Genomic DNA, 24,221 nt, shown 5'->3' on the forward strand with positions numbered 1-24,221 from the left:
CGATAACTTATCGCTATCGCCACTGCCACGCCACAACATGTCAGGTGGATTGCCAAAGGCCGATACATCGCATGCCGCAAAAAAAAAGCGACTCAAAGAGTCGCCAAGCAAAGGCAAGCAAAATCTAACTGGGTTAGGAAGTTAAGTCACAAGTGTTGACTTAAAAACCCGTGCAGCACATGTAGGCACACCGCACGGGGATAACAGCTGCAAAGCAGCTAAGCACAGAATTTACAACATATCTTACTGGTACCGCCCGTTACCACAGAGCTTAAAACTGCTCTTCTTCCGTAGAACCGGTCAGAGCGGTGACCGAGGAATATCCTCCTTGGATCACTGTGGTCACTTGGTCGAAATACCCCGTTCCCACTTCCTGCTGGTGAGCTACGAAGGTGTAACCCTTTTTCGCCGCAGCAAATTCAACTTCTTGAACTTTTTCAACATAATGCTTCATCCCTTCACCACGAGCGTAGTCGTAGGCAAGATCAAACATGTTGTACCACATGTTATGGATCCCCGCTAAAGTGATGAACTGATACTTATAGCCCATGTCAGACAATGCCTGTTGGAAACGCGCAATAGTGGCATCATCCAAGTTCTTCTTCCAATTGAAAGAAGGAGAGCAGTTATAGGCCAGCAGCTGATCAGGGTATTTTGCATGGATAGCTTCAGCAAAAATACGGGCTTCCTCTAAGTCGGGCTTAGCGGTTTCACACCAAATCAAATCCGCATAGGGCGCATAAGCAAGACCACGCGAAATCGCTTGTTCAAGCCCTGCCCGTACGCGGTAGAAGCCTTCGGTAGTCCGCTCTCCCGTGACGAAATCGCGATCGTAAGGGTCGCAATCTGAGGTAAGTAGATCTGCGGCATTGGCATCCGTGCGAGCAATCACTAAGGTATCCACGCCACTCACGTCCGCAGCTAAACGCGCTGCCACTAATTTTTGCACGGCTTCTTGGGTAGGGACTAACACCTTACCGCCCATGTGGCCGCATTTTTTTACCGAGGCCAATTGGTCTTCAAAATGCACCCCTGCGGCACCCGCATCGATCATCGACTTCATCAATTCGAAGGCATTCAATACCCCACCAAATCCCGCTTCGGCATCGGCGATAATCGGCAGGAAGTAATCCACAAAAGCTTCATCCCCAGGATTAACACCATTACCCCATTGAATTTGATCGGCACGGCGGAACGAATTGTTTATGCGCGACACCACCGCAGGCACTGAGTTAGCGGGATATAAAGATTGATCAGGATACATAGTGCCCGCTAAGTTCGCATCGGCGGCCACTTGCCAACCTGACAAATAAATCGCCTCAATACCGGCTTTTGCCTGTTGCACGGCTTGGCCCCCAGTTAAGGCACCTAAGGAGTTGACATAACCCTTTTTGGCGCCACCGTTAACCAGCTCCCACAACTTCGCCGCACCGCGTTTGGCAATGGTATTTTCAGGTACAATAGAACCGCGCAGTTTAACCACTTCCTCGGCGGTGTATGGACGACGCACGTTTTTCCAACGTGGGTTTTCTGCCCAGTCTTTTTTGATTGCATCTATCTGTTCTTGACGTGAAATCTGCGTAGCCTTAGTCATAGGGTCACTCCTTGTTGCTGATGTTATCGCGATCATGAAACTGCTGCCAGTTTCACTCTGCTTATCGGTTTGGCAGGCGTTATCAGCGCCAGTACCAATGCTGTTTCATATAAAATGGTTACATTAAGCTGTTAACATCTCATAACCGGGTAAGGTTAAGAAATCGACTAATTCGTCAGAGGTGGTAATCGTTTCAAGTAACTGCGCAGCCTGAGTAAATTTGCCTTGGCTAAACCTGTCACTGCCCACTTCTTCTTTAACATTGACCAGCTCTTCGACCAGCATGTCCTTAAACAATTGCTTGGTCACTAACTTGCCGTTTGCCAACGATTTACCATGTTGGATCCATTGCCAAATCGATGCCCGCGAGATTTCAGCGGTGGCAGCATCTTCCATCAAACCATAAATCGGTACGCAGCCATTACCACTGATCCACGCCTCTAAATATTGCAACGCAATGCGAATATTTAGACGCATGCCCTGCTCAGTGCGCTCGCCATCACAAGGCTTAAGCAATTCGGCGGCAAGGATGGGCGCATCCACGTCACGGGTAATATGCAATTGATTGGGGTGATCTTGGCCAATATACTCGTTGAAAATCGCCATGGCCGTGTCGGCAAGTCCGGGGTGTGCTACCCAAGTTCCATCGTGGCCGTTACGCGCCTCCAACTCTTTATCCTTGCGTACCCGCTGCAATACCGCTTGGTTTTGCGCCGGATCTTTTGCCGGAATAAAGGCCGCCATACCGCCCATCGCCAGGGCACCCCGTTTATGACACGTCTTAATTAACAGGCGTGAATAAGCGCTAAGGAAAGGCGTATCCATGGTCACCGCTTGCCGATCGGGTAACACTCGATCAGCATGACGCTTTAATGTCTTGATATAACTGAATATATAATCCCAACGACCACAATTGAGAGCGACAATGTTAGAGCGCAACTCATAGAGGATCTCGTCCATTTCAAACACGGCAGGCAACGTCTCGATAAGACAGGTACATTTAATCGTCCCTGGCTGCAGACAGAAGCGCTCCTCAACAAAAGCAAACACTTTTGCCCACCAACGCGCCTCGATATGGCTTTCAAGTTTCGGAATATAAAAGTACGGACCACTGCCCTTTGCTAATAGCTGGCGGTAGTTGTGATAGAAGTACAATGCAAAATCAAATAAGGAACCAGGAATCGCTTGCCCATTAAATTCAACGTGCTTTTCTTTTAGGTGCAAACCACGGACGCGGCACACGAGTACCGCGGGGTTTGGCCCCAATTGATAATGCTTACCCGTTTCGGGGGCGGTGTACTCAATATCTCCCCGCACGGCATCACGTAAATTAATTTGCCCTTCAACGACTTTTTGCCAGCTCGGTGCTAAAGAATCCTCAAAGTCGGCCATAAACACTTTGGCATTGGCATTAAGAGCATTAATCACCATCTTACGTTCAACAGGGCCGGTAATTTCTACCCGGCGATCCAACAAATCCTGTGGAATACCGCGGATCTGCCAAGCACCATCACGGATAGCGCGAGTTTCAGGTAAAAAATCAGGCAAAGCGCCCTTATCAATGCGTACTTGCCTTTCTTTACGTTTGGCCAGTAGCGCAGGCACCTCTGCGGCAAATTCGCGGCAAAGAGACTCAAGTAAGGCTACCGCCCCTTCAGTAAAAATCTGTTCTTGCCCTGGGATGGTCTTACCCACAATCGCGAGGGCGGCCTGATTGACCACGTTACCCTGCGCCGCGTCTTCCCGCTGCTGTTGACCCAAAGTGTGCTGCGTCATGTTCTTGCCCTCCCAAGAGGCTCTGCTATCACAGTGTTGTTGCTGATATCTGGCTTCGACACAAGGTCAAGATGTCAGCCGCAAACCCATCAAATGTTTATTTCGAACTAAAACCTACCGACAAATGATTGTATTTGCAACAGTCAAAATTGTGCGTAAACGCTGAAAAAACCGCCAAAAATTGGTCTGACCAAAACAAAAACAAAGCAACATAACACTGATTTTAAAGATGAAAAATAAAAAAATTTGACATTAAGACAGACTAAGATGCAAATTGTCTGACAACTTTACCAATCAAGCCTCATCGTAATTAATAACGTAATAAAATTACTTATCGCAAACAAAACGTTACAGTAATTTATCTATACTCGACCTTAATACCATCAGTAAAACGTTTTGAACTAACCTAAAGGTAAATTAATAAAATCAATTAAAATCAATTAAATGTAAATTTCACCCCTAAAAATAAAGTTAAACAACCGTTTAAACTTTACCTTTACGTTAACGCGAACAAGGTGTTTCCATCAGTCCCAAGCCGTACAGGTTGCGTATCCCGATCAACAAGAATGCCGACAATGGTTAACTCAAAAATAAATCACTTTTTTATAAAAAAAATGCAACAAACACCGAGGTTAACCGAGTTTCAGCAGAAAACTGACCAAATAAATAGTAAAACCAATATCCATACTGACTAGGGAGCTTTGCTTCCCAAATAAGAGATGATACTGCTGAGGATTAACAGCTTAACGGGCTATCGCAAACGACCATGCAACCTGCCCGTTGAGGTAGCCGTGATCACCCGCCATGATAGAAAAGTATTGACTGATAGGGATTAACTGATAGCGATTAACTGATAGGCAGGCTATAACGCTATTGAAAGCAAGCTAAAGATGGCGCGATAACACCAAGAAGATGAGGATTGACGAACCTTTGAACCAAGCTGATAACAAAAATAATTATCGAGCCTATCTAAGGATTTTCGCTAATTTTTGCGAGCGACGTGTTACTACTCAAGTTGGTGAATTTAGTAACTTTAAATTCACTATTTACAACCATTCTTGTCCCTGCATTTGAACGCTGGAGCGGGCGACACTGGAATAGCGCTTGTCATTGTATCTATAACTTAAAACATCGCCGTTACTGCATAAGCTGTTACTGCATGCAAAGTTAGCGGTTACAGCGGTACACTCTCGCTCCCAATTATGTTAAAGCGTACTCACTAAATGACTCCCTAAAGTGGTCGCCTGTTTGTCACTCGCCATCATCACCGAATAACAATTGACTCGATTACGGCCACTGGATTTCGCGTTATAAAGCGCCATATCCGCACGATTTAACAACGGATCAAGACTAAGATCATCTTGGCGCAAGCCAGTCACCCCAAAACTGGCGGTGATCTTGAATCGATGGCCTGAATACTGCGTATCTATGGCCTCAATCCGTTCACGATACAGCTCCGCCAGTTCCATTGCTTTTTCCTCATTGGCATAGGGCAAGAGGATCAAAAACTCTTCACCGCCAATCCGCGCAAAAATATCACCATGACGGATATGTGGCTTTAACACTTCGACAACCTTTTTCAGCGCCCAGTCACCCGTGCCATGCCCATAGGAATCGTTGATCCGCTTAAAATAATCTAAGTCAAAAAGAATGACACAAAAATCACCACCACGGGCCAGCACCTGTACAAACAGATTTTCACCTAATTCTTGTCCTGCGCCGCGATTCAACACACCAGTTAAGGCATCCATTCTGGCCATACGCATAAAGCGGCGTTTTTGCACACTGCCCACCACCAGTAAAATGCCGAGAAAAAATAATCCTCCCACCAAAATTGTTATAAACATCAACATATTAGTGTATTCACGTTCTTTAGCTGTTTGTTGGGCAATATAAAGTTCGCGCTCTTTATTCAGCAGCTTGATTTCGCGTTCTTTTTCATCGCTATTAAATTTTGCCGACTGATAAGCTAAGGCTTTGATTTTAGTTTCATCCAACACCATTTGTTTAAAATGCTGCGCTAATAAGGCATAGCCATAAGCCTGCTCAAATTGCTTGGCTTGAGCGGCCAATTCTGACAACACTTGATAAGCATCTTGCTTATGCTCGATGTAGCTAGGTTCATCGGCTTGGGCGATGACCTTCTGAGCATGGCGGATGGCATCATCAGGACGCCCCAAGGCTTGATAGTTAAGAGCCAACAAGGTGTGAATACTGCTGATCTCCATTTTGTATTGAAATTTATTGTAACCTTCAAGAGCCTCAACCAGCAGTGGCTCAGCGGCACTGTATTGACCCGCATTAAAGCGCGCCTGCCCCATCTGCCCTAGAGCCATATTTGCAACAAGTGGCAGACCACTTAACTGACATAATTGCCGAACTTCTGCAAAATCGTGATATGCCTTCTGCAATAATCCTTGTGCTAAGGTATGTTCAGCCAAAAACATCCGTGCCAAACATTTATCTTCGACTTCCTGATCTATCGCATCAGACTTAGCGGCCTTCATACCTGCAGCATCGGCGTCCGCAACTAACTGTAACGCCTTGGCTGCATAATCAGCAGCCATGTCAGTCAATCCCATGCTGCTGTACAGGCTGGCAACGCGTAAATAGGCTTTACGCTTACTGTCATCCTCACTGAGGAAATCAATCAGGGCGAGACTACGTGACAATACCTCTAAGGCTTCTTGATAGTTTTTAATAAGTATCAAAGCCGTAGCCTTGTAATTGTATATTTCCGCTAATAATAACTTATCACTCGTCAACGACTCCGCCCGTCGCAGCACGGCCGTCGCCTCAGGATAATTAGCAGCGTAAATATGAATAAAAGCCTTAAGAACCAGTAATCTCGCCTGTTGACTTGGCAGCATTTCAGGCAAATGTACTTCAAGCTCAGTCACTTGGGCGATGGTTTGCGCAATATCCTTGTTGCGACTTTGTTCAGCGGCAAGTAAATCCACTTCGAAATCAGCACCATAGGCAAAGTTTAATCCCCAAAAACACCCTATGACTACAGCCAAAAGTAATCTCATCTACCAATCTTCATTAACTTGGGTTAGTAACGTGAACAATGCTTTGGTAATTTTCACCGCCAGCAAATGCCTTCAATTTATCCTCATCGGCGGTCATCACTGCTTCGATTTCAGCCTCGCTCAAACCATGAGCACGCATCACCCCTCGCGGATCTTGTTGGTACTGCGCCATTAATTGCGCATCTTGACCCAGTTTATTCATAAACTCAGCTAACATTGACATACTATCCCATTATTTTTATTGATAAATATTTAACTACCCTAAATCCGCTGGGGTAATCCCCAGCCTTGCCAAAATGTCATAGTTATATTCAAGCGGCTTCGCGGGCGGGATCACTAAGGTACTTTTTGACGATAGCTTAGCTCGAGGTAACTCACCAAGAGGCAAATACTCTATCCGCGGCGATAATGGCGGTAAGTTTGCAGCTTCATAAATAAGCACTTGATGATCCGCAGCGTACCACTGCCCAAGTTGTTCGACTAAGATCTGCAACCTATCGGCACTGGTATGAAACTGCGTCAAGGTGTGCTCCCCCGCCAACGCAATTTGCCACAACAATAAATAACAAGCAGGATCGGGAACATGTTGATAAAACATGAACTGGCTCGCCTCAAAGCTCTGATGCCCCGATTGACCAGGATCGATCCCCACGTCAGCCCAAAGGCAGGCCTCCGCCGAGATCCCAGGCTCCATTTTGGCAACAAATCCTTCCGCGCGCGCCCGAGCAATCGCTAAATGGCCCACGCAGGCAAAAACACCTGGATGCCCATATAAGGCACACACTGTCCTTTTGCCTGCTCTAACCGCATCCAAAATTGCACAAATCATCTGCTCGTAGGTATCTCGGCGACTCTTTACCTCACCATCTTGCGCATAAAACTGCTGCAAATTAATGACATTGGAATTGAGTTGCATCAACCACTGCTGGGCAAATCCATCCGGCAACAGGGAAAATACGACCTCTGCATGTTCAATGTAACTGCGACTCAATACACTCATTTGTCCAGCCAGCTGAAGGCCAGTCCCCACACACACAAGTGAACCCAATGTTAAAACCTCACCGAGCTGGCTCTACGAGCAAGCTTTAACCGCAACTCCCCCTTTTACTCTCCCGTAAAAGAGCCCACTGAATACTCACAAAGCACGGCGCTTAACTAAGCCTATCGTCGCCCACTAACCCAAGGGCCACCATAGCAGATCACGCGTCAACACTCGCGCCTCCCTAGCCACCCAATCGCAACCAAGCAGCAACTGTGGCGACACATTAATACCACATTTGCAACGCCATAGACAAAATATGTTTATGTTATAGTCAGCTCAGTTAATTCCATACGCGCATCACTTAAAAGATGTCCTTAAACTTAAGCTAATCATACTCAGCGAGATTGACCCTAGACCTCAATCCCCTCGCCATACGCAAAATTCCGCAGCCTCACGAGAACTAACAACTATCTTATTGGTCGAAAACTCACACAATCCAACGATGACTCGCTGCAATACCCAAATACCCTTGTCATAAGGGGGAAGGCTTGGGTATTATGGCCGCCAGATTTTCAGAAGTAGCACATACAATGATTAACAAAAAGCAAGGTCTTACCCTACTGGGCGCTGTGGCGCTCAGTGTTTCGCTCAGTGCATGTAGTGTGTTTGATTGGCTGATATACAAGCCAGACATACCTCAAGGTAACTATATGGAACCGCAACAAGTTGAAAAGTTGCGTATCGACATGACCAAAGAGCAGGCTGAATACATCCTCGGCCGTCCGGTGTTACGTGATAGTTTTGCCGATGACACTTGGTACTACGTGTATCACTATAAAAGTGGCCGCGATGCCAGTATCACTCACAAAGAATTAATTCTGCATTTTACCGGGAATAAATTGAGCTTAGTCAAAGGTGATTATGCACTTAGCCCAGAGTTCAATACACCTCTTGAGCAAAGCAAGTTGCCTATGGTGAATACCGTTGAGACTGCGCCCCAAGTTCCAGCAGAGCGCCCAGACGAAAAACCCTTAGTCAAAGAAAATGAAGCTGCTGCCCAAGTGAAAAAAACCATTAAGTAAATATCACTTTAATCTTTGTGCAACTGCTAACAAAAAAGCGCCTTTGGCGCTTTTTTGTTAGCTTATTGGCTGACGAGTTAAGACACCCGACCACCTGTGACCTTACTTGCTCGGCCTTCATCTTTAGCCTTATCGGCACGCCGACGGCGCACATCCTTGGGATCAGCAATTAATGGCCGATAGATCTCCACTCGCTGCCCAGGTAAAATCACGTGATCATGCTTAACCACATTGCTAAACACACCAAGCTTCACCGTCGCTAAATCAATCTCAGGAAAGTAACTGACCATGTTGCTCTGGCGTACAATATCGATTGCGCTCGTACCTGCTTGCACACTGACCGAAATCACTTTTTGCTGTGTAGGCAATGCATAAATTACGTCAACCACAAACTTATCTGCGTCATTTATCACTGTAAATCACCTTCGCGCGGCTCGTAAACGCCGTGACCATTGAAACCATAAGATCATTAAACACTTTACCAAACGCTAGATCAGCGAATGAATTTGAAAACTCAAAATTTAACTCAAATTCCACTTTGCAGGCGTCATCGGTTAATTCGGTAAAACGCCATTGCCCGCATAAATGCTTAAAAGGGCCATTTTCCAACATTAAATCAATACGTTTGCCCGGGATCACTTGGTTACGAGTGGTAAACGTTTTGCGGATCCCCGCCTTGCTCACATCCACCGAAGCCAACATCGTTTGCCCATCAAACTCTAACACTTTCCCACCCACGCAACCGGGCAAAAACTCCTTGTAAGATTCAACATCATTTACTAAATCATACATTTGCATGGCACTAAAACGAACTAACACACTTCGAGAAATTTGCGGCATAAGGGTTAAGCACTCATCACATAGCCAACGCCACCGAACTCAAGCACCAGCAGATGCATAAGAAACCGAGGGCTGTAAAAAATTGCACAAGATTTTATCACGATACGCCAAAAACACACCACTTCGCCATCAAGCCGCAATATGGCGATCTTTCCAACTGCATGCCCCATCATCGAGCGCTTAAAAAAACAGCGAAAAATATCATCAAGGGTTGAAATACGGCAAATAAATCCCTATATCCATTTCAAATTGATTCACCGTGCGTATAATGGCGCCACTATGGTAAAGAAAAACTCAAAAAAAGCCGCGCCTGCGACTATCGCACGTAATAAGCGCGCAACCTTCGAATACCGTTTCGAAGAAAAAATGGAAGCAGGCCTATCACTAATGGGATGGGAAGTTAAATCCATTCGCATGGGTAAAGTCAACCTATCGGACTGCTATGTATTTTTGAAAAATGGCGAAGCCTTTATGCACGGCTGCACCATTATTCCACTCAACACCGCGTCGACCCATGTAGTTTGCGACCCAATCCGACTCAAGAAATTGCTCTTAAGTCGTAAAGAGTTAGACAAATTAGCTGGTTTAGTGGAACGCCAAGGCTACTCGATTATCCCCATTTCCATGTACTGGCGCAAAGGCGCATGGGTCAAAGTCGAAATCGGTCTAGGTAAAGGTAAAAAAGATCACGACAAGCGTGAAGATACCAAAGCGCGCGAATGGCAAGTTGAAAAAGCCCGCGTGATGAAAAAAGAGAAAACGCGCGGATAATGAACAAACGATTGCACTTGCCGCAAATGATACTAGGTTATCTTTAAGCGACAGGTTACAATCAACTATCTTGGGGGCGATTCTGGATTCGACAGGATTCACGAAACCCTGGGAGCATGCCGAGGGGCGGTTGGCCTCGTAAAAAGCCGCAAAGTTATAGTTGCAAACGACGATAACTACGCTCTAGCAGCTTAGGCTAGCTAGCCATCTGACACAGGTCTCTCAAATGGGCAGTGTATACAGATGGTCATCTTACATTTGATAGCGAGGGAACCCTGTCCGGGGGTGAACCGCGAAACAGTACCGGACTCACCTGATGAAATCCTGTCTTTCGGAGTTTATTCAGGTTAAATAAAAGAGAGACTAAGCATGTAGTGCCTTGGATGTAGGTTTTCTGGACGCGGGTTCAAGTCCCGCCGCCTCCACCAATTTAAGTAATTAAGACGTCTCAGGACGTCTTTTTTATTGCTATCACCAAAGTAAAATCAATAACTTAGAATGAATCGACGTCTTTTTACGTCCAACTACAGCTTTGATTTTTGGGTACACGTGAGGGTACACTGCTTTTACTTCGATAATACGGTGTACCCATAATGGCCATTATCACGACTCGCCTAACCAATAAAGAAATCAAAACAGCTAGGCCAAGGGATAAGAATATATCCTATTTGGCGGTGACGCACTCCGCTTAAGAATTAAACCAAACAGCTAGCACACTCAAAATGTTCAATGTTTACCTCCCTGATTTTGTCCGCTTTCTTTGCATCCATCATCACCATCAAACAACAGCGAATATGGTTTTTGGCCGCATAAGCTTACCCCCTCGAAGCCGTCCATAATGACGATTGATTAAAAAATAATTGTAATATGCACGCTAACTGCAAATAATGTTGCATATTAGGCCTCTATCGTGGCATTACGTTTTATTTGCAGCGGCAGAAATAACCATATAAATCAAAGCCAACGCCCACGTCAACATGTAAGCATTGAGTAAGGTAATAACCCCATGAGTTCCCAGTGGCAACAGTACATTCAGATTATCAATCAAGTGGTAAAACCCGCCTTAGGCTGCACTGAGCCGATCGCGGCGGCCTATGCGGCAGCGGTGGCTCGAGCGTTACTCGGGGCGGAGCCTGTGTCCATTTCAGTGCAGGTATCTGATAATCTTTATAAAAACTCCATGGGTGTCTATGTCCCGGGTACGGGGAAAATCGGCCTAGCGATTGCGGCGGCGGCAGGCGCGCTGGCGGGGAATGCCGATGCGGGGTTAGAGGTCCTTGCCAAGGTAACGGCGGAGCAAGTCGCTCAGGCGCAAAGCTTGATTGATGCGGGTAACGTGAAAGTCGAGCGCACCGAAACCGAGGAGTTTATCTACTGCTGCGTCACCCTCACATCTGCTCAGCAGGAGGCCATGGTCAAAATCTGTGGCGGCCACACTTTAATCGCCGAGAAGCGTTTGAACGGTGAGCTCGTATTTACTGCCGATAATGCCCACGTTAAAGCCACTGGATCTATTTGCGATGGGGTGGAGATCAATATCGCCTCCATCTATCAATTTGCCCAGGAGGTGCCCTTCGAGGACATTAAATTTATCCTCAAGGCCTCTGAATTAAACAGTAAATTATCCGATGAAGGCATGGCCAATCCCTATGGGCTTGAGGTTGGTCGAACCATGAAAAGCGGCATTGCTGCGGGGATCATTGGCGAGGATTTGCTTAATAAGATAGTCATGTTAACGGCAGCGGCCTCCGATGCGCGCATGGGCGGCGCCAATTTGCCCGCCATGAGTAACCTGGGCAGTGGCAATCAAGGGATTGCTGCAACCATCCCTGTGGTTTTAACCGCCCAATGTTATCAGGCCAGCGAAGAACAGCTGGCGCGTGCGCTGATCATGAGCCACCTTGGGGCCATTTATATCAAATCCCACTACCCTCCGCTGTCGGCATTTTGTGGCAACACAGTCACGAGCGCCGCAGCATCAATGGCGATGGTTTATCTGGCTGGCGGCTCATTTGAGCAATCTTGTTTTGCCATTCAAAACGTCATCAGTGATAGCTCTGGCATGGTATGTGATGGCGCAAAAGCCTCCTGTGCGATGAAGGTTAGCACCTCATCAAGCGCTGCGGTGCGCTCATTTTTAATGGCGTTAAACAGTCAAAATGTCTCGGGTCAAGGCATTATCGCCCATGATGTAGAAAAGACGATTAAGAATATTGGCAAGATGATCCTCAAGGGGATGTCCTCTACCGATGTGACCATTATTGATATTATGTCGACCTAACATTGTTAATAACATGATTTAAAAGAAGATGTTTGATGGTTAAGCTAAGGGAACTCTCAGCAACAGATTGGGATATTTTAACGTCCATAGAAAACATTGTGGATGGGATCGCGGCCATGTATGGCCAACACACCGAGGTGGTGCTCCACAGTTTGGATGCTAAGCGACCATCGGTGGTTAAAATTGCCAATGGCTATATCACCGGTCGCGAAGTGGGCGCGCCCATCACGAATCTGGCACTACTCAAACTCAAGGCGGGGCAAGATATCTCCGCCGCTTACCTTAGCACCTGCGCTAATGGTAAAACCCTCAAATGCATCACCACCATTATCCGCAATCGCCAAGCACAGCCCATCGGTTTACTCTGTATCAACAGTGACATGGATGCGCCGCTGCAATCGGTGCTGCGCACTATGATGCCTGAGCCCTTATATCGCCATGAGGTAACCGGCGCGGTGGAAGTGTTTGCGCGCAATATTGATGAAGTGCTCCATAGCACAATCGCCAGTATTGCGCATGAAGTGCACGCCAATCATAAAATGGCGGCTTCACAAAAAAGTCGCGAAATCGTCAATCAACTCTATGAGTTAGGGATTTTTGAACTCAAAGACAGCCCACAGGTGGCTGCCGCCCATTTAGGCATCTCGGTGCATTCGATTTATCGCTATTTACGGGAAATTAAAGCGGCGGGGAATGATAACAAGCCCAGCTTAACCTAAGCTGCCACTGGCGCAGTAAATCGACCAAACAAGATCGCGGCGCCGAGATTGGCACAGCCCCAAAGGGGCGTTTAAAGAAAATCCGCCTCAAGACAGATGGTAGCAAATATCACGCTTGGCAGCGCATATCTGAACGGCGAAACATGCGCAAAAACAGATGCGCCAAAACATGCCGCGCCAGCCAAATATACGGGTCATCTCACCACTAAACGTGCAGTGCAGTGTAGATAAATGTGCAGCGCAGAGGGTAATGTTAAGCCTCTGACGCCGCCTCGTTCAGCGAAATAGAGTAATCGCTATGCCTGTCAATCGCTATTGCGCTTTATTCCTTTGGCCAACTTGCTCCAATCCCCAAACCAGTAGGATGGCAGCGACCATACAAACTACCGCTAAGGCTAATTGGGCAGGCTGGCCGGTGAGCTGCTCAAAATTCAGCGGCGATACGTTTTGTTCAAGTAACGGTACTTGTTCGCCATGGGAGTTAGTCCGCCAGCTTAGGGTTTCTTTCCAAGGCCAGATTTTGCCCAAGGTGCCTAACATCAATCCCGTTAAAAACACGATAGTGGCATCATGATATTTGCGCAGTAGCGCCGATAACAGGTGGCTAAAGCTTAATAACCCAAGGGCGGCCCCTAGCGCAAAACAGGCCAAAATATCCAACTCAATGTTTTTGGCAGCAGCGAGCACAACCGGGTATAACCCCAAGAGTAATAAGATAAAACTGCCAGAAATCCCCGGCAACACCATAGCGCAAATCGCAATCGCGCCGCCAAAGAAGATATTCAGGTAGCTGGCTTCAACCGCGACAGGATTAAGGACAGTGATGGCCCAAGCCACCAAGACCCCGAGGCCAAACAACCCCAAACGAGCCAAGGTAAAGCCACTGACCTGCTTAAGCATGTGCACCACAGAAATAATGATTAAGCCAAAAAAGAACGACCAAATGGGAATGGGGTGCGCCACCAGCAACCATGAAATCAACTTCGCAAAGGTAAAAATACTGGTGAGAATCCCGGCCAGCAGGCTCACTAAAAAGCCGCCATTAATATGGATAAAGGCGCCTTTAATCCCCTGTGTTTTAATCACGCCCCAAAGTGATGGGTTAATCCGTTTTACGCTATCGAGCAAAGTATCGAGAATTCCGGTAATAAACGCGATGGTTCCACCAGACACCCCGGGCACCACATCGGCAGCGCCCATGGCCATGCCTTTTAAATACGTCAGCAAGTATTTCACTCTGAGTCCTTGTTATTAAAATAAAATTTAAACATCTAGCCGCCAATGAGCCGCAATTATACGGTGTTAGCCCATAAAGCGCGAAATGAAGTTTCCCCCAAGGGGCAGACTAGCATTGACTGTTGCAGCAATGTTACACTCATCCGACCAGAACGAGAACAAACCGATTTCAACCCGCTTTAGCTTAAGGATCACCATGAGCCCGCTCCCTACAACGCCCACGTCAACGGCAAAGCCCAACAAGGTATTAGCCCTCTGGCATAAAACGCGCCGCTATCCCTTTGGTCAAAAAATCTTTTCCATTATGGTGTCGCGCATGGCGCCCTATTTTGCCAGTATCACTCCCCTGATCACCGAACTCAGCCCGAACCGATGCGCTTGCTTAATCAAAAAACGCCATCGGGTACATAACCATATTAATACTGTGCATGTGATAGCCATTTGCAATGGCCTCGAAATGGCCATGGGAGTCATGGCAGAAGCATCGATTCCATCCCACTTGCGCTGGCTACCTAAGGGAATGAGCTTGGACTACACCGCCAAGGCAGGCAGCGATATTTTATGTGTGGCAGAAGTCTTACCTGAGCAATGGGTAACAGGCGATATGCTTGTCCCAGTAACGGCTTACGATACCCAAGGAGTGGTCGTGGTCAAAGGCCACATTAAGCTGTGGATTTCAGAAAAGCCGAACAAACATCACGCGTAACCCATGGCTGATGAGCCAATCGAGCTTAAACAAGGGCCGCTGGCAATCGGGATTGCGGTTAAGCAAAGCAAGCGGTTAAGCAAGGGGCGCCGAAAAGTAATGGCGAGCTCTTACCTTTGCCCCTAAACTCTCGACTGACATGTTCGCGCTAGACTTTTGCGTTATACCTTTGCGCTAGACCTTCGCATGAGACATTTGCGCAAATGTCGCGCGAGCGTAACCTTGAGCTAAACCTTCAACTCAGCCTGACGACAGATAGGGTAAAATGTCATTGCAATCAACCACTAAGCGTGCAACACCCAAACGTGGTACTGCAACGCCAGCCGCAACAAAACGAGCTACTGCAAAGCAAACCCGCGCCAAGCGAGCAACGCGTGCGGCACAGTCACATGCCGCCTCTAACACCCCGCGGATACTGCTGCTATTTTCAGTGGTGTTTCTCGCGCTCACCGTGGGCGCTACACTTTGGCATATGCTGCCCCTGACGATCGCTTTAGGCTATCTTTGTCTTAGCCTTCTAACGTTTATAGCCTATGCCATTGATAAATCAGCCGCTAAACGGGGCAAATGGCGTACCCAAGAAAGCACATTACACATACTGGCATTGATGGGGGGCTGGCCGGGCGCGGTGATAGCACAGCAGCTGTTGAGGCACAAATCGGTTAAAACCTCGTTTAGAACCGTTTTTTATCTCACGCTGATCGCCAACCTACTGTTACTGGCCTATGGCTTACATTCGGGAGCGACAGCATTATTGATTTAACGTAACGCAGGGGAAATGGCACCGCGACATCTCTCTCTGCGTTTCGAGCAAGGCCATCAAGCCCAACCATCGAGCAGCAAAGCACTCATATCAAGTCCTCAAATAAAGCACTTAAATCTCGAATAAAGCACTTAAATAAAGTACTCAAATAACGTCATTAAGTTATGCTCTCCAATAACCCCGCCATGTCACGCTTAGGCGTCATGGCTAGCCTCCTAGGCGGAAAAACTGCTAACATGACGAAAATTCAATAAGGTAGTCTTTAATATGAAAATGTTACTTGCCGTTGTGGTCATCGCTGGGGTGATCTTTTACTTTTTTACATCTGCCAATAACCAAAAAGCCGCCCAAGAAAATATCCGTTTGGGCAACGCCTTTTTAGCCCAAAACAAAACTCAAGCAGGGGTAATGACCACCGCTTCAGGACTGCAATACCAAGTGCTGACCCAAGCCGGTGGCACAGTGCAGCCGAAGGCGAGCGATACCGTTACTGTGCATTATCACGGCACCTTGATTGATGGCACAGTGTTTGATAGCTCAGTTGAGCGAGGCGAGCCCATCGACTTTCCCCTTAACCGGGTGATCAAGGGCTGGACCGAAGGACTGCAATTGATGAGCGTAGGTGATAAATATCGATTTTTTATCCCAAGCGAGCTTGCCTATGGCAATCGCAGTGCTGGCAAAATTGGTGCGGGCTCAGTGTTAATTTTTGATGTTGAGTTGCTTAAGATCAATTAAGCCTGCGCGACCAACGCCTTGAGAGTCTGCATCAAGGTTCGCTTAACGGGCTCATTTGAACAATGGCTCCCTTCGCGCTGGAATGCTGCGGGGGAGCGATAGCCAAACTCTTTTATTCCGCTCTTTTATTAAGCTCTCTTATTAAGCTCTCTTATTAAGCTCTCTGATTAAGCAATCTCGCTGGCTATGTTGTTAAGTCATCCTGCCACGATGCGGATTCTGCGTCGCCCTCTCGCGCCAATATCGCCTTCAACCCCCGACAAACTAAGGTTTCCATATCATCGACTCGATTAATTTGCAGCGCACTTAAGGGAGCACTTAGCGCCATTTGCTTTAATCCATCAAGGCAACCTTTGTAATAGGGCGCGCTATTCATCATTCCACCCGCTAACCAAATGCGGTTAGGATTAAACAGGTTCACCGCCCACGCTAAGCCCATTCCCAGAGAAGTTCCCGCAAGGTATAAATCCGCGGCACTGGTGATATTGCGGCTACGTATCGATTCTCCGCTGGCCAATTGCTCTAAGGTAAACTCTCCGGCGTCGGTCATCACTCGGCATTGCCCAAGCTCACCGGCGACGCCCGTTGCGCCAGTAAACGTCTTGCCGTTAAAGGCTATCGACATCCCGATGCCAGTGCCGCACATCACTAATAGCTCACAGGCATACTTAGCATCGCTCATCGCCTGCATCCCCGCATCAATATCATTAATGATGAGCTTAAGTTGGCCTTGGGTGTTCAGGGTGGCCGCACTCAATCCATTCAGGCCGGGTAAGGATTTACAGGCCACCACTCGCTGGTGCTGCACTAAGCCAGGAACCGCTATCGCAACTTGATGATCCTTGAGTTGATAATCGCGCTCCAGTGCTGCGAGCTGCTTATTTAACTCGTCAATGTTAAAAATCTCACCGGTTGGGATTTTATATTGCTCTGTATGCCCCGAAAGGTGCAGTGTAAATAATGCTTTGCTGCCGCCCACATCGATTGTTATTGTTTGCATCGCCATTTCCCCTAGGACCACTTCCCCAACGACCATTTCCCCTACGAGCACTTTCCCTAAGAGCTAAGCACCGCTCTATTTAAGCCGCGCCATGTTAGCATAAACAGTCCAACCTCAGCGACCAAAACAAAGCTTAACCATTTAATTTATAAGATGTAAACCAGCGTTAACTGTAGCGTATTCATCAAGGGAAACGCCCCTCCTCCCCATGGGCTGGCTGCCGTTAGCCGCTTAGCTTGCCTCTCTACAGCGGCGATAAATCGGGCCGCCAAAGCTTGCCCCTAGCAGATTCTCGGCAGCGTTATCCCAGCATCTTGCCCTCACGCGATTCCGCCGCTGGCCGTTAGCTAGCACGGTTAAAAATTGCATACAAAATCCTTTATGCCATCCCCTTGCAACTTCGCCTCAGGGCTTGCGATAATCGCCGCCAGTTAATATTGACCTTTCCCATAATAACAACCGTTAGTTTAGGCACTGTGGCCTTATTCCCCCACCTAAACTGACCCATTGGAGTCCCTATGTCACAGCTTATCGCAATGCGCCTCGAGGCAATCCGTGGTGAGATGGCCAGCGCCAATTTAGATGCTTTTATTATTCCCCGTGCCGATGAGTATTTAGGTGAATATGTGCCCACACACAATGAGCGCTTACACTGGGCGACCAATTTCACCGGTTCAGCGGGTCTGGCAATTATATTAAAAGATAAGGCCGCAATATTCACCGATGGCCGTTATACCGTGCAGGTACGCCAACAAGTCGATGCCAGCCTTTTCGGCTACGAAAGCCTCACCGACACTCCGCAAATCGACTGGTTATGCGATGAACTCCCCCAAGGGGCTCGGATAGGATTTGACCCCAAACTGCACACACTCGCTTGGTATGAGAGCGCCAAAATGACCTTAGCCAAGGCGCAAATCGACCTCGTTGCCGTTGCACAAAACCCCATTGATAAGCACTGGCTGGACAGACCCACACCGGCCACTAAGCCTATCCGCTTATTTAGCAATGACAGCGCCGGTAAAACCAGCCAACAAAAACGCAGCGAGATCGGGGCGTTAGTCAAAAAAGCTGGCGCCGATGTCGCCTTAATCGCCGCATTGGACTCCTTTTGCTGGCTGCTTAATATTCGCGGCAACGATATCCCCCGTTTGCCAGTAGTGCTTGGCACCGCCCTGCTTTATGCCAATGGCGATATGACGCTGTTTACCGATCTGGCAAAATTGCCAAGCGGTATCGAAGCCCATGTGGGGGAAGGCGTGAGCTTTAACACCGAAGCATCATTGGCGGACACCCTTGCCAGCATGCAGGGACTCAAATTACTGGCCGATCCCCACAGCGCTAACGCATGGGCCCAAACCCTTGCCCGCGACGCCGGTGCCATATTAGTTGCCGCCATCGATCCGGTCGCGCTGCCTAAAGCTCAAAAAAATCCTGCCGAATTAGCCGGTATGCGCGCCTGTCACATTCGTGATGGTGTGGCGGTGAGCCGTTTCCTTGCCTGGTTAGATAACGAAGTGGCCGCACAGCGCCTGCACGATGAAGCCACCCTTGCCGATAAATTAGAAAGCTTTCGCTGCGAAGATCCCCGTTACCAAGAACCCAGTTTCGATACGATTTCCGCCACCGGCGCCAATGCTGCCATGTGTCATTACAATCACAACAACGGCACACCCGCCGTGATGACAATGGACAGCATCTACTTAGTGGATTCTGGCGCTCAATATCTGGATGGCACCACCGATGTCACCCGCACGATCGCGATTGGCAACGTGACCGATGAACACAAAAAGATGGTCACCCTTGTGCTTAAAGGCCATATCGCCCTTGATCAAGCGCGCTTCCCTAAGGGCACAACGGGGCAGCAATTAGATGCCTTCGCCCGTCAATATTTATGGCAGGAAGGCTTTGATTACGATCACGGTACCGGCCATGGCGTTGGCCATTTTTTAAGTGTGCATGAAGGCCCGCAGCGGATCGGTAAGAATGTCAACGCCATTGCGCTGATGCCAGGCATGGTACTGTCTAACGAGCCGGGCTATTACCGCGCTGGCGAGTTTGGTATCCGTCTTGAAAACCTGGTGGTCGTGCAGCCCTGTCAAGCCCTCCAAGGCGCGGAGCGTGAGATCTATGAGTTTGATGCCCTCACCTTAATCCCAATGGATACACGACTTATCGATAAGCAGCTGTTAACCACCGCAGAAATTGCTTGGCTTAATCGCTATCATGCCAAGGTGTTTGATACGCTGGCCCCTCTGATGTCCGAAGCAGAATTAGCTTGGTTAACCCAAGCCACTCGCCCGCTTTAACGCGGTGGATATTCCCCGGCTAACAGCATAAGTCACGCCCAAGCTCATCAAGCTTGGGCGTTTTTATTTAATACTGTAATTGACTCTTTTTTAGAATAAAAACAGGGTTAAATAAGCATTTTCAGCATGGTTAAATACGATATTTTGCAATAACTTAATAATATTTTGTCGCTAATCATCTGCTGCAAAAATCGGCAAATGCCCCCTCTCTTTGCTCACCGAAAAATGTTAACCTTGTCACAAAAAATCTACCCTGTTAGCCCTGCCGTGCAAGGTCTAGCCAGTCAGGATAGGTTTAAGCAGATTTGCGCCCACGAGGCGCCTTTCACTGTCATCATTTCGGCCCTAAATGGAACATTGCAAAAATGAGCCTGAGTCAACACCCAGAACGTCACCGCGCTAACCGCACCGCCCAAGAAATACGTTTAGCCCCTGAAGATGAACTCATCTCCACCACCGACACTCGCGGCATCATCACCTATGTCAACCGCCGCTTTATCGAAGTGTCCGGTTTTAGCAGCGCAGAGCTGCTCGGGCAACCCCACAATCTGGTGCGCCATAGCGATATGCCGAGTGCGGCATTTAAGGATATGTGGCAGAAACTTAAATCCGGCCAATCCTGGCGCGGCATCGTCAAAAACCGTTGTAAAAATGGTGATTTTTACTGGGTTGACGCGTTCGTCTCGCCCCTATTCGAACAGGGCAAGATCGTCGGTTACCAGTCAGTGCGCATTGCCCCTAAAGCAGAGTATGTCAGCCAAGCAAGTAAAATTTACCCCAGGCTTAAGCAAGACAAACCCATCGCCAAGCCATTGAGCCTTAAACAAAAGCGCATTCTCTCGGCGGCGCTCACCAGTTGCGGTCTGCTCGCCGCAGGCTATTACTGGGGATGGGGGATCCTGCTTGCAGGCGGCCTTATCATGGCCATCAACCTTGCCATCTTCTTTGATGAAGCCTTTCGTATTCCGGCAACCCTTATGGCGCTGCAGCAAAAATACGACTCCCTTAGCCGCTACATTTATTCTGGCGCCGACACCTCATCGATTCTGGATTTCCAACTGATCATGTTACAAGCCAAGATGAATGGCGTGCTGGGGCGCACGCAGGATCAAGCCAATCACTTGCTGGGGATTGCCGATCAGCTGGTGGTGGCCACCACGCAAACCAACGCGAGCCTAGATCAAGAAAAAAATCAACTTGAACAATTAGCTAGCGCAATGGAAGAAATGAGTTCCACCATTGCTGAAATTGCCCAAAATAGCCAACTCACCTCAAAAAGTATCAATAATGCCAATGAGCTGTGTCAAAGCAGCAGCGTCAATATGCAGAGTAACACTCAACAGGTGAGCACCTTAGCCAGTGCTGTCGCCAAGGCCGCCAATAACGCCCATCAATTGAAGCAAGAGGCTGAACGAGTGGCCAATGCCATGGGAGAAATTGATGCCATCGCCGAACAAACCAACCTATTAGCCCTCAATGCGGCCATTGAGGCCGCGCGCGCTGGAGAGCAGGGCCGCGGCTTTGCCGTGGTGGCCGATGAGGTACGGGCACTTTCGAGCCGAACCCAACTGTCGACCCATAGCATTTCCCACAGCGTTGATAAAATGTTTAGCATGCTCAATGACTGGGCAAAGGAGATGGAACAACATCGCCAGCATGCAGAACGCTGCGCGAACGATATCCAAACTGCAGCGAGCAATATCACCACTCTTCACCAAGAAGTGAATGATATCCATAGTTTTGCCCAGCAAAATGCCGTTGCCGCTGAGCAGCAGCGTCTAGTGGTCAATGAAATCGCCAGTAATATTCATGTGATAAGCCAAACCAGCAGCGAAAACCTCGCTGCGACCCGCCAAATTAGTCAAGCCGCCAGCCAGATTAAACACAGCGCCGAAAAGGCTCAGGGGCTAGGCCGAACCTTTGGATAACCTAAGGTGCTTGGCGAAAAGTTTGAACATTAGAGTGGAGATAAGGGAAGAGATAAGGCTTGGCAATCACGTTAAGCCGGGACGCGAGGCTATCGTATGAGACGATGGCCTCCCGCCTTTACTCTTGAGGGTAAGGGCGGCGGCTAAACGGGCAAAGCCCCCACTCGCGTGATAACCGATGGCAAACTGATGCGGCTTATTTAGCGCAACGACTTTAGTTAACGGTCTTCATTTAGGGCTTTTAGTGCAAGAGCTTTAGTTTAAGAGCTTTAGTTCAAGAGCTGTCATTTAAGGCTGTTAGCTCAGAGACAGCAGCAAACTAAAATTAACCAGTAGCTGCGGCTTATTTTGCTGCTCATCCGCGGCGGTTAAATAGCGCCGATGTTCATTGCGGCGGATGCAGTGAAATCCCTGTTTTTCAAAAAATGGCCGCGCCTGATAGGAGGCCTCAACGGTGAGTTTTTTGAGCCCACGCCGCTTGGCCTCTTCGAGCAAGGCAAGATACAACAAGGTTGCCACACCGGCACGGCCATAATCGGGATGCACAAATAAACAATCGATTTGCGCCACTTGGCCCTCAGAGCCCAAGGTCAAGGAAGGAGTTTGCAGGTTTATCGGTTTAAGATTGATAAAGCCCACCAGCTTATTATCCTCCTCAGCCACCCACGTCAGGGTATCGGCCAGTTTCGCCAACCAATAAGCTTCACTACGGGGCTCGCCGCGATGCTGCACCCATGCGAGGCGTTCGGTCAGTGAGTAATATTCCTGCGCGCCCTCCATGACACTGGCGTTAAAGACCGAAACAAGCTCAGTCACATCCTTTGAGGAGAATAAACGTATCTGCATTCGATTCGCTCCTGTACGCAATCGCAAGGCCGTAAACAATGATCAAATTAGGGTTTCATTCAATGGCAACATTTTGCGAAGATAAAAACTCGGCAAGATCTGCCCCAACTTTTGCTGGTAACTACGCTGTATCTGGGTAAATCCCATATCCATAAACAAGCCCCGCGATAAATAGGAGGCGTCCACCTGCAAGCTAGCATAACCTTGGGAGATTGCCCAATCTTCTAAATGCCGATAAGCCCGCTTGCCAAGCCCCTGCCGCTGCCAATCGGGGTGAATATATAAACTGTCAATCTCGCCGCGATGGGCAAAATCCGTTGCCATATTAATAAAGCCAACACATTGCTGGGGACCAAGAGCTTCCTTTACCAACAAAATCCAAGCCTGAGTGCGACCTAAACGCAATTGCCAATGTTTGGCTGAACGCGGTGCCGCAGACCACGCATTTAACAGTGCCTTGGGATAACGCTCATGCTGTATTTGCTGCACCGCTAAGTGAAACAGCTCACTCACTTGACGAGCGTATTTGGCTTCAAAAGGCACAATGTGGATAGCGTCATTCGGTAACAAGATTTATCCAATAGCAAGACATTTGCGCCCTATTCTGCCGGGTTTTACGGCCTATGGGTAGCACCAATCTCAATGAGGGATAACTCGCCTCAGCGCAGGATCCATAATAGTCCCGGCATGACATTGCCTTCAGACAGCACATCAATAGCGTTAAATGACGCTCAATAGGACTAAAAGACGATTGGGTGGGCGCAGCAGAAGCAAACAATTCGGCCCCGGATGAACCGAGGCCGAAGGGGACGAACAAGTGGTGAGGTTTTATCGATTATTTCTTTTCGATTTGTCCCACAAACAGCAACTTATCAAAAGTGCGATTTAAGGTTTTGCTGGTGAAATCATTCATCCACATTTGCTCAACCACCGCAACTTTATCACCTTTGCTCACTTCAACTTGAGGGCCAGCAGCCCAAAAGGTCGTGTCAGCTTCTTTAATTTGCACGTAAGTGTAACCACCGCCATTCATGGTATCAACGACCGTACCCTCGTGGGTCACGCCCTGTGCCCAAGCACTGGTCATCCCTAAGGCTAAGGTTGCTGCTGCCACTAACTTTACCAATTTTGCCATCATGCTTGCATTCCTTATGTTTTGCTAATATGCGTTATTAATACCATGCCAAAAAGAATAAATCGCTAATCTCTATCACGAAATACAACACCTATCGCAAAAGTAGGATTTTCTCCCTTTAGCGGGGAACTCATTCAAACTAGGGTGATATTTTCGCCTCGCCGCCCCATTGCAGCCACAGGCGATGGTGGCGCCAAGGTTATGTTAGCAAAGGCTTGAGCATACCCTCTAGGCCATTTAGCTTAATTTCATAGATGAGCGCCAATTGCTCACCAAGCCGCCCTTTGGGAAAGCCCTGCTGCTTCAGCCACACCAAATACGGCTCAGGCAAAGTGAGTAACTTTCTACCCCGATATTTACCAAAGGGCATGATTTGATTAACCGCCTCAATGAGGGTCTGTTGCTCCATCTGCATATCCTGCATATCCTGGCCGACATCCAAACGTTTATGTTACTTCAAAATCGACTCGTTTTCTGACATAAATC

The 24,221-nt window shown here is 48.1% G+C and carries 22 protein-coding genes and 1 other RNA gene; 10 read left to right on the forward strand and 13 right to left on the reverse strand.

Annotated features, from left to right (window positions below; translation table 11 throughout):
* Positions 1–271: 271 nt before the first annotated feature.
* The 5 genes from aceA to ACRCZA_RS01130 form a co-directional block, all read right to left on the reverse strand.
* Positions 272–1,594, reverse strand: a complete 1,323-nt coding sequence (gene aceA / locus ACRCZA_RS01110) for an isocitrate lyase (protein WP_438672647.1) — start codon at positions 1,592–1,594, stop codon at positions 272–274.
* A gap of 123 nt (positions 1,595–1,717) precedes the next feature.
* Entirely contained in the window at positions 1,718–3,370 is a 1,653-nt protein-coding gene (gene aceB, locus ACRCZA_RS01115; protein ID WP_438672648.1) for a malate synthase A, read from the reverse strand.
* A 1,205-nt stretch (positions 3,371–4,575) separates the two neighbouring features.
* Positions 4,576–6,402 carry a diguanylate cyclase gene (locus ACRCZA_RS01120; protein WP_438672649.1) on the reverse strand — a complete coding sequence of 609 codons (1,827 nt, stop codon included), beginning with the start codon at positions 6,400–6,402 and terminating at the stop codon, positions 4,576–4,578.
* A 13-nt stretch (positions 6,403–6,415) separates the two neighbouring features.
* Positions 6,416–6,625, reverse strand: a complete 210-nt coding sequence (locus ACRCZA_RS01125) for a hypothetical protein (RefSeq protein ID WP_438672650.1) — start codon at positions 6,623–6,625, stop codon at positions 6,416–6,418.
* Positions 6,626–6,658: 33 nt separating this feature from the next.
* Entirely contained in the window at positions 6,659–7,450 is a 792-nt protein-coding gene (locus ACRCZA_RS01130; RefSeq protein WP_438672651.1) for an SAM-dependent methyltransferase, read from the reverse strand.
* A 524-nt stretch (positions 7,451–7,974) separates the two neighbouring features.
* Between ACRCZA_RS01130 and ACRCZA_RS01135 the strand changes: the two genes are divergently transcribed.
* On the forward strand, positions 7,975–8,466 hold the full coding sequence (locus ACRCZA_RS01135; protein WP_438672652.1) for an outer membrane protein assembly factor BamE: 492 nt from the start codon (positions 7,975–7,977) through the stop codon (positions 8,464–8,466).
* A 77-nt stretch (positions 8,467–8,543) separates the two neighbouring features.
* On the opposite strand, the gene ACRCZA_RS01140 is transcribed toward ACRCZA_RS01135, so the two are convergent.
* Positions 8,544–8,879 (reverse strand): RnfH family protein, encoded by a 336-nt coding sequence (locus ACRCZA_RS01140; RefSeq protein ID WP_438672653.1) that lies wholly within the window; start codon positions 8,877–8,879, stop codon positions 8,544–8,546.
* Positions 8,869–9,306, reverse strand: coding sequence for an SRPBCC family protein (locus ACRCZA_RS01145; protein ID WP_438672654.1), 438 nt, complete (start codon positions 9,304–9,306; stop codon positions 8,869–8,871). The genes ACRCZA_RS01140 and ACRCZA_RS01145 overlap by 11 nt, the downstream gene beginning before the upstream one ends.
* A gap of 279 nt (positions 9,307–9,585) precedes the next feature.
* On the opposite strand from ACRCZA_RS01145, the gene smpB reads away from it, so the two are divergent.
* The 4 genes from smpB to ACRCZA_RS01165 all read left to right on the forward strand — a co-directional run bounded on the left by smpB (position 9,586) and on the right by ACRCZA_RS01165 (position 13,077).
* The gene (gene smpB, locus ACRCZA_RS01150; protein ID WP_279769515.1) at positions 9,586–10,077 is read left to right on the forward strand and encodes an SsrA-binding protein SmpB; all 492 of its coding nucleotides are present in this window, start codon (positions 9,586–9,588) and stop codon (positions 10,075–10,077) included.
* 72 nt (positions 10,078–10,149) lie between these two features.
* Positions 10,150–10,505, forward strand: a transfer-messenger RNA (tmRNA) gene (gene ssrA / locus ACRCZA_RS01155).
* Positions 10,506–11,083: 578 nt separating this feature from the next.
* Positions 11,084–12,358 (forward strand): L-cysteine desulfidase family protein, encoded by a 1,275-nt coding sequence (locus tag ACRCZA_RS01160; RefSeq protein ID WP_438672655.1) that lies wholly within the window; start codon positions 11,084–11,086, stop codon positions 12,356–12,358.
* A gap of 35 nt (positions 12,359–12,393) precedes the next feature.
* Entirely contained in the window at positions 12,394–13,077 is a 684-nt protein-coding gene (locus tag ACRCZA_RS01165) for a helix-turn-helix transcriptional regulator (RefSeq protein ID WP_438672656.1), read from the forward strand.
* A gap of 312 nt (positions 13,078–13,389) precedes the next feature.
* Here the strand turns inward: ACRCZA_RS01165 and ACRCZA_RS01170 are convergent, their stop codons facing one another.
* Positions 13,390–14,313 (reverse strand): DUF368 domain-containing protein, encoded by a 924-nt coding sequence (locus ACRCZA_RS01170; protein WP_438672657.1) that lies wholly within the window; start codon positions 14,311–14,313, stop codon positions 13,390–13,392.
* A 196-nt stretch (positions 14,314–14,509) separates the two neighbouring features.
* Between ACRCZA_RS01170 and ACRCZA_RS01175 the strand changes: the two genes are divergently transcribed.
* From ACRCZA_RS01175 to ACRCZA_RS01185, 3 genes are all read left to right on the forward strand, one after another.
* Entirely contained in the window at positions 14,510–15,019 is a 510-nt protein-coding gene (locus tag ACRCZA_RS01175; RefSeq protein ID WP_438672658.1) for a hotdog fold domain-containing protein, read from the forward strand.
* A gap of 265 nt (positions 15,020–15,284) precedes the next feature.
* The gene (locus tag ACRCZA_RS01180; protein ID WP_438672659.1) at positions 15,285–15,782 is read left to right on the forward strand and encodes a DUF1294 domain-containing protein; all 498 of its coding nucleotides are present in this window, start codon (positions 15,285–15,287) and stop codon (positions 15,780–15,782) included.
* A 267-nt stretch (positions 15,783–16,049) separates the two neighbouring features.
* A complete protein-coding gene (locus tag ACRCZA_RS01185; RefSeq protein WP_438672660.1) occupies positions 16,050–16,520 on the forward strand; it encodes an FKBP-type peptidyl-prolyl cis-trans isomerase in 471 nt (156 codons plus the stop codon).
* A gap of 184 nt (positions 16,521–16,704) precedes the next feature.
* Here ACRCZA_RS01185 and ACRCZA_RS01190 read toward each other — a convergent pair whose 3' ends face one another.
* The gene (locus ACRCZA_RS01190; RefSeq protein WP_438672661.1) at positions 16,705–17,520 is read right to left on the reverse strand and encodes an ROK family protein; all 816 of its coding nucleotides are present in this window, start codon (positions 17,518–17,520) and stop codon (positions 16,705–16,707) included.
* A 518-nt stretch (positions 17,521–18,038) separates the two neighbouring features.
* Between ACRCZA_RS01190 and ACRCZA_RS01195 the strand changes: the two genes are divergently transcribed.
* A complete protein-coding gene (locus ACRCZA_RS01195; protein WP_438672662.1) occupies positions 18,039–19,826 on the forward strand; it encodes an aminopeptidase P family protein in 1,788 nt (595 codons plus the stop codon).
* 365 nt (positions 19,827–20,191) lie between these two features.
* Positions 20,192–21,754 (forward strand): methyl-accepting chemotaxis protein, encoded by a 1,563-nt coding sequence (locus ACRCZA_RS01200; RefSeq protein WP_438672663.1) that lies wholly within the window; start codon positions 20,192–20,194, stop codon positions 21,752–21,754.
* Positions 21,755–22,051: 297 nt separating this feature from the next.
* Here ACRCZA_RS01200 and ACRCZA_RS01205 read toward each other — a convergent pair whose 3' ends face one another.
* The 4 genes from ACRCZA_RS01205 to ACRCZA_RS01220 all read right to left on the reverse strand — a co-directional run bounded on the left by ACRCZA_RS01205 (position 22,052) and on the right by ACRCZA_RS01220 (position 24,144).
* A complete protein-coding gene (locus ACRCZA_RS01205) occupies positions 22,052–22,600 on the reverse strand; it encodes a GNAT family N-acetyltransferase (protein ID WP_438672664.1) in 549 nt (182 codons plus the stop codon).
* Between the two features lie 42 nt (positions 22,601–22,642).
* Positions 22,643–23,170 (reverse strand): GNAT family N-acetyltransferase, encoded by a 528-nt coding sequence (locus ACRCZA_RS01210; RefSeq protein ID WP_438672665.1) that lies wholly within the window; start codon positions 23,168–23,170, stop codon positions 22,643–22,645.
* 265 nt (positions 23,171–23,435) lie between these two features.
* Positions 23,436–23,738: an NrfJ gene (locus ACRCZA_RS01215; RefSeq protein WP_438672666.1), complete on the reverse strand. Its 303-nt coding sequence runs from the start codon at positions 23,736–23,738 to the stop codon at positions 23,436–23,438.
* Between the two features lie 196 nt (positions 23,739–23,934).
* The gene (locus ACRCZA_RS01220; RefSeq protein WP_438672667.1) at positions 23,935–24,144 is read right to left on the reverse strand and encodes a DUF3820 family protein; all 210 of its coding nucleotides are present in this window, start codon (positions 24,142–24,144) and stop codon (positions 23,935–23,937) included.
* Positions 24,145–24,221 lie beyond the last annotated feature (77 nt).

This window comes from Shewanella sp., assembly GCF_051658185.1.
Lineage (GTDB): Bacteria > Pseudomonadota > Gammaproteobacteria > Enterobacterales > Shewanellaceae > Shewanella.

Bases quoted from the DNA above. Each gene is read 5' to 3' on its own strand.
- ACRCZA_RS01195 (WP_438672662.1), top strand. From the start codon at position 18,039: ATGTCACAGCTTATCGCAATGCGCCTCGAGGCAATCCGTGGTGAGATG.
- ACRCZA_RS01220 (WP_438672667.1), bottom strand. From the start codon at position 24,144: ATGGAGCAACAGACCCTCATTGAGGCGGTTAATCAAATCATGCCCTTT.
- aceA (WP_438672647.1), bottom strand. From the start codon at position 1,594: ATGACTAAGGCTACGCAGATTTCACGTCAAGAACAGATAGATGCAATC.
- ACRCZA_RS01145 (WP_438672654.1), bottom strand. From the start codon at position 9,306: ATGCCGCAAATTTCTCGAAGTGTGTTAGTTCGTTTTAGTGCCATGCAA.
- ACRCZA_RS01215 (WP_438672666.1), bottom strand. From the start codon at position 23,738: ATGATGGCAAAATTGGTAAAGTTAGTGGCAGCAGCAACCTTAGCCTTA.
- aceB (WP_438672648.1), bottom strand. From the start codon at position 3,370: ATGACGCAGCACACTTTGGGTCAACAGCAGCGGGAAGACGCGGCGCAG.
- ACRCZA_RS01185 (WP_438672660.1), top strand. From the start codon at position 16,050: ATGAAAATGTTACTTGCCGTTGTGGTCATCGCTGGGGTGATCTTTTAC.
- ACRCZA_RS01120 (WP_438672649.1), bottom strand. From the start codon at position 6,402: ATGAGATTACTTTTGGCTGTAGTCATAGGGTGTTTTTGGGGATTAAAC.
- ACRCZA_RS01165 (WP_438672656.1), top strand. From the start codon at position 12,394: ATGGTTAAGCTAAGGGAACTCTCAGCAACAGATTGGGATATTTTAACG.
- ACRCZA_RS01190 (WP_438672661.1), bottom strand. From the start codon at position 17,520: ATGCAAACAATAACAATCGATGTGGGCGGCAGCAAAGCATTATTTACA.
- ACRCZA_RS01205 (WP_438672664.1), bottom strand. From the start codon at position 22,600: ATGCAGATACGTTTATTCTCCTCAAAGGATGTGACTGAGCTTGTTTCG.
- ACRCZA_RS01160 (WP_438672655.1), top strand. From the start codon at position 11,084: ATGAGTTCCCAGTGGCAACAGTACATTCAGATTATCAATCAAGTGGTA.
- ACRCZA_RS01135 (WP_438672652.1), top strand. From the start codon at position 7,975: ATGATTAACAAAAAGCAAGGTCTTACCCTACTGGGCGCTGTGGCGCTC.
- ACRCZA_RS01180 (WP_438672659.1), top strand. From the start codon at position 15,285: ATGTCATTGCAATCAACCACTAAGCGTGCAACACCCAAACGTGGTACT.
- smpB (WP_279769515.1), top strand. From the start codon at position 9,586: ATGGTAAAGAAAAACTCAAAAAAAGCCGCGCCTGCGACTATCGCACGT.
- ACRCZA_RS01125 (WP_438672650.1), bottom strand. From the start codon at position 6,625: ATGTCAATGTTAGCTGAGTTTATGAATAAACTGGGTCAAGATGCGCAA.
- ACRCZA_RS01175 (WP_438672658.1), top strand. From the start codon at position 14,510: ATGAGCCCGCTCCCTACAACGCCCACGTCAACGGCAAAGCCCAACAAG.
- ACRCZA_RS01200 (WP_438672663.1), top strand. From the start codon at position 20,192: ATGAGCCTGAGTCAACACCCAGAACGTCACCGCGCTAACCGCACCGCC.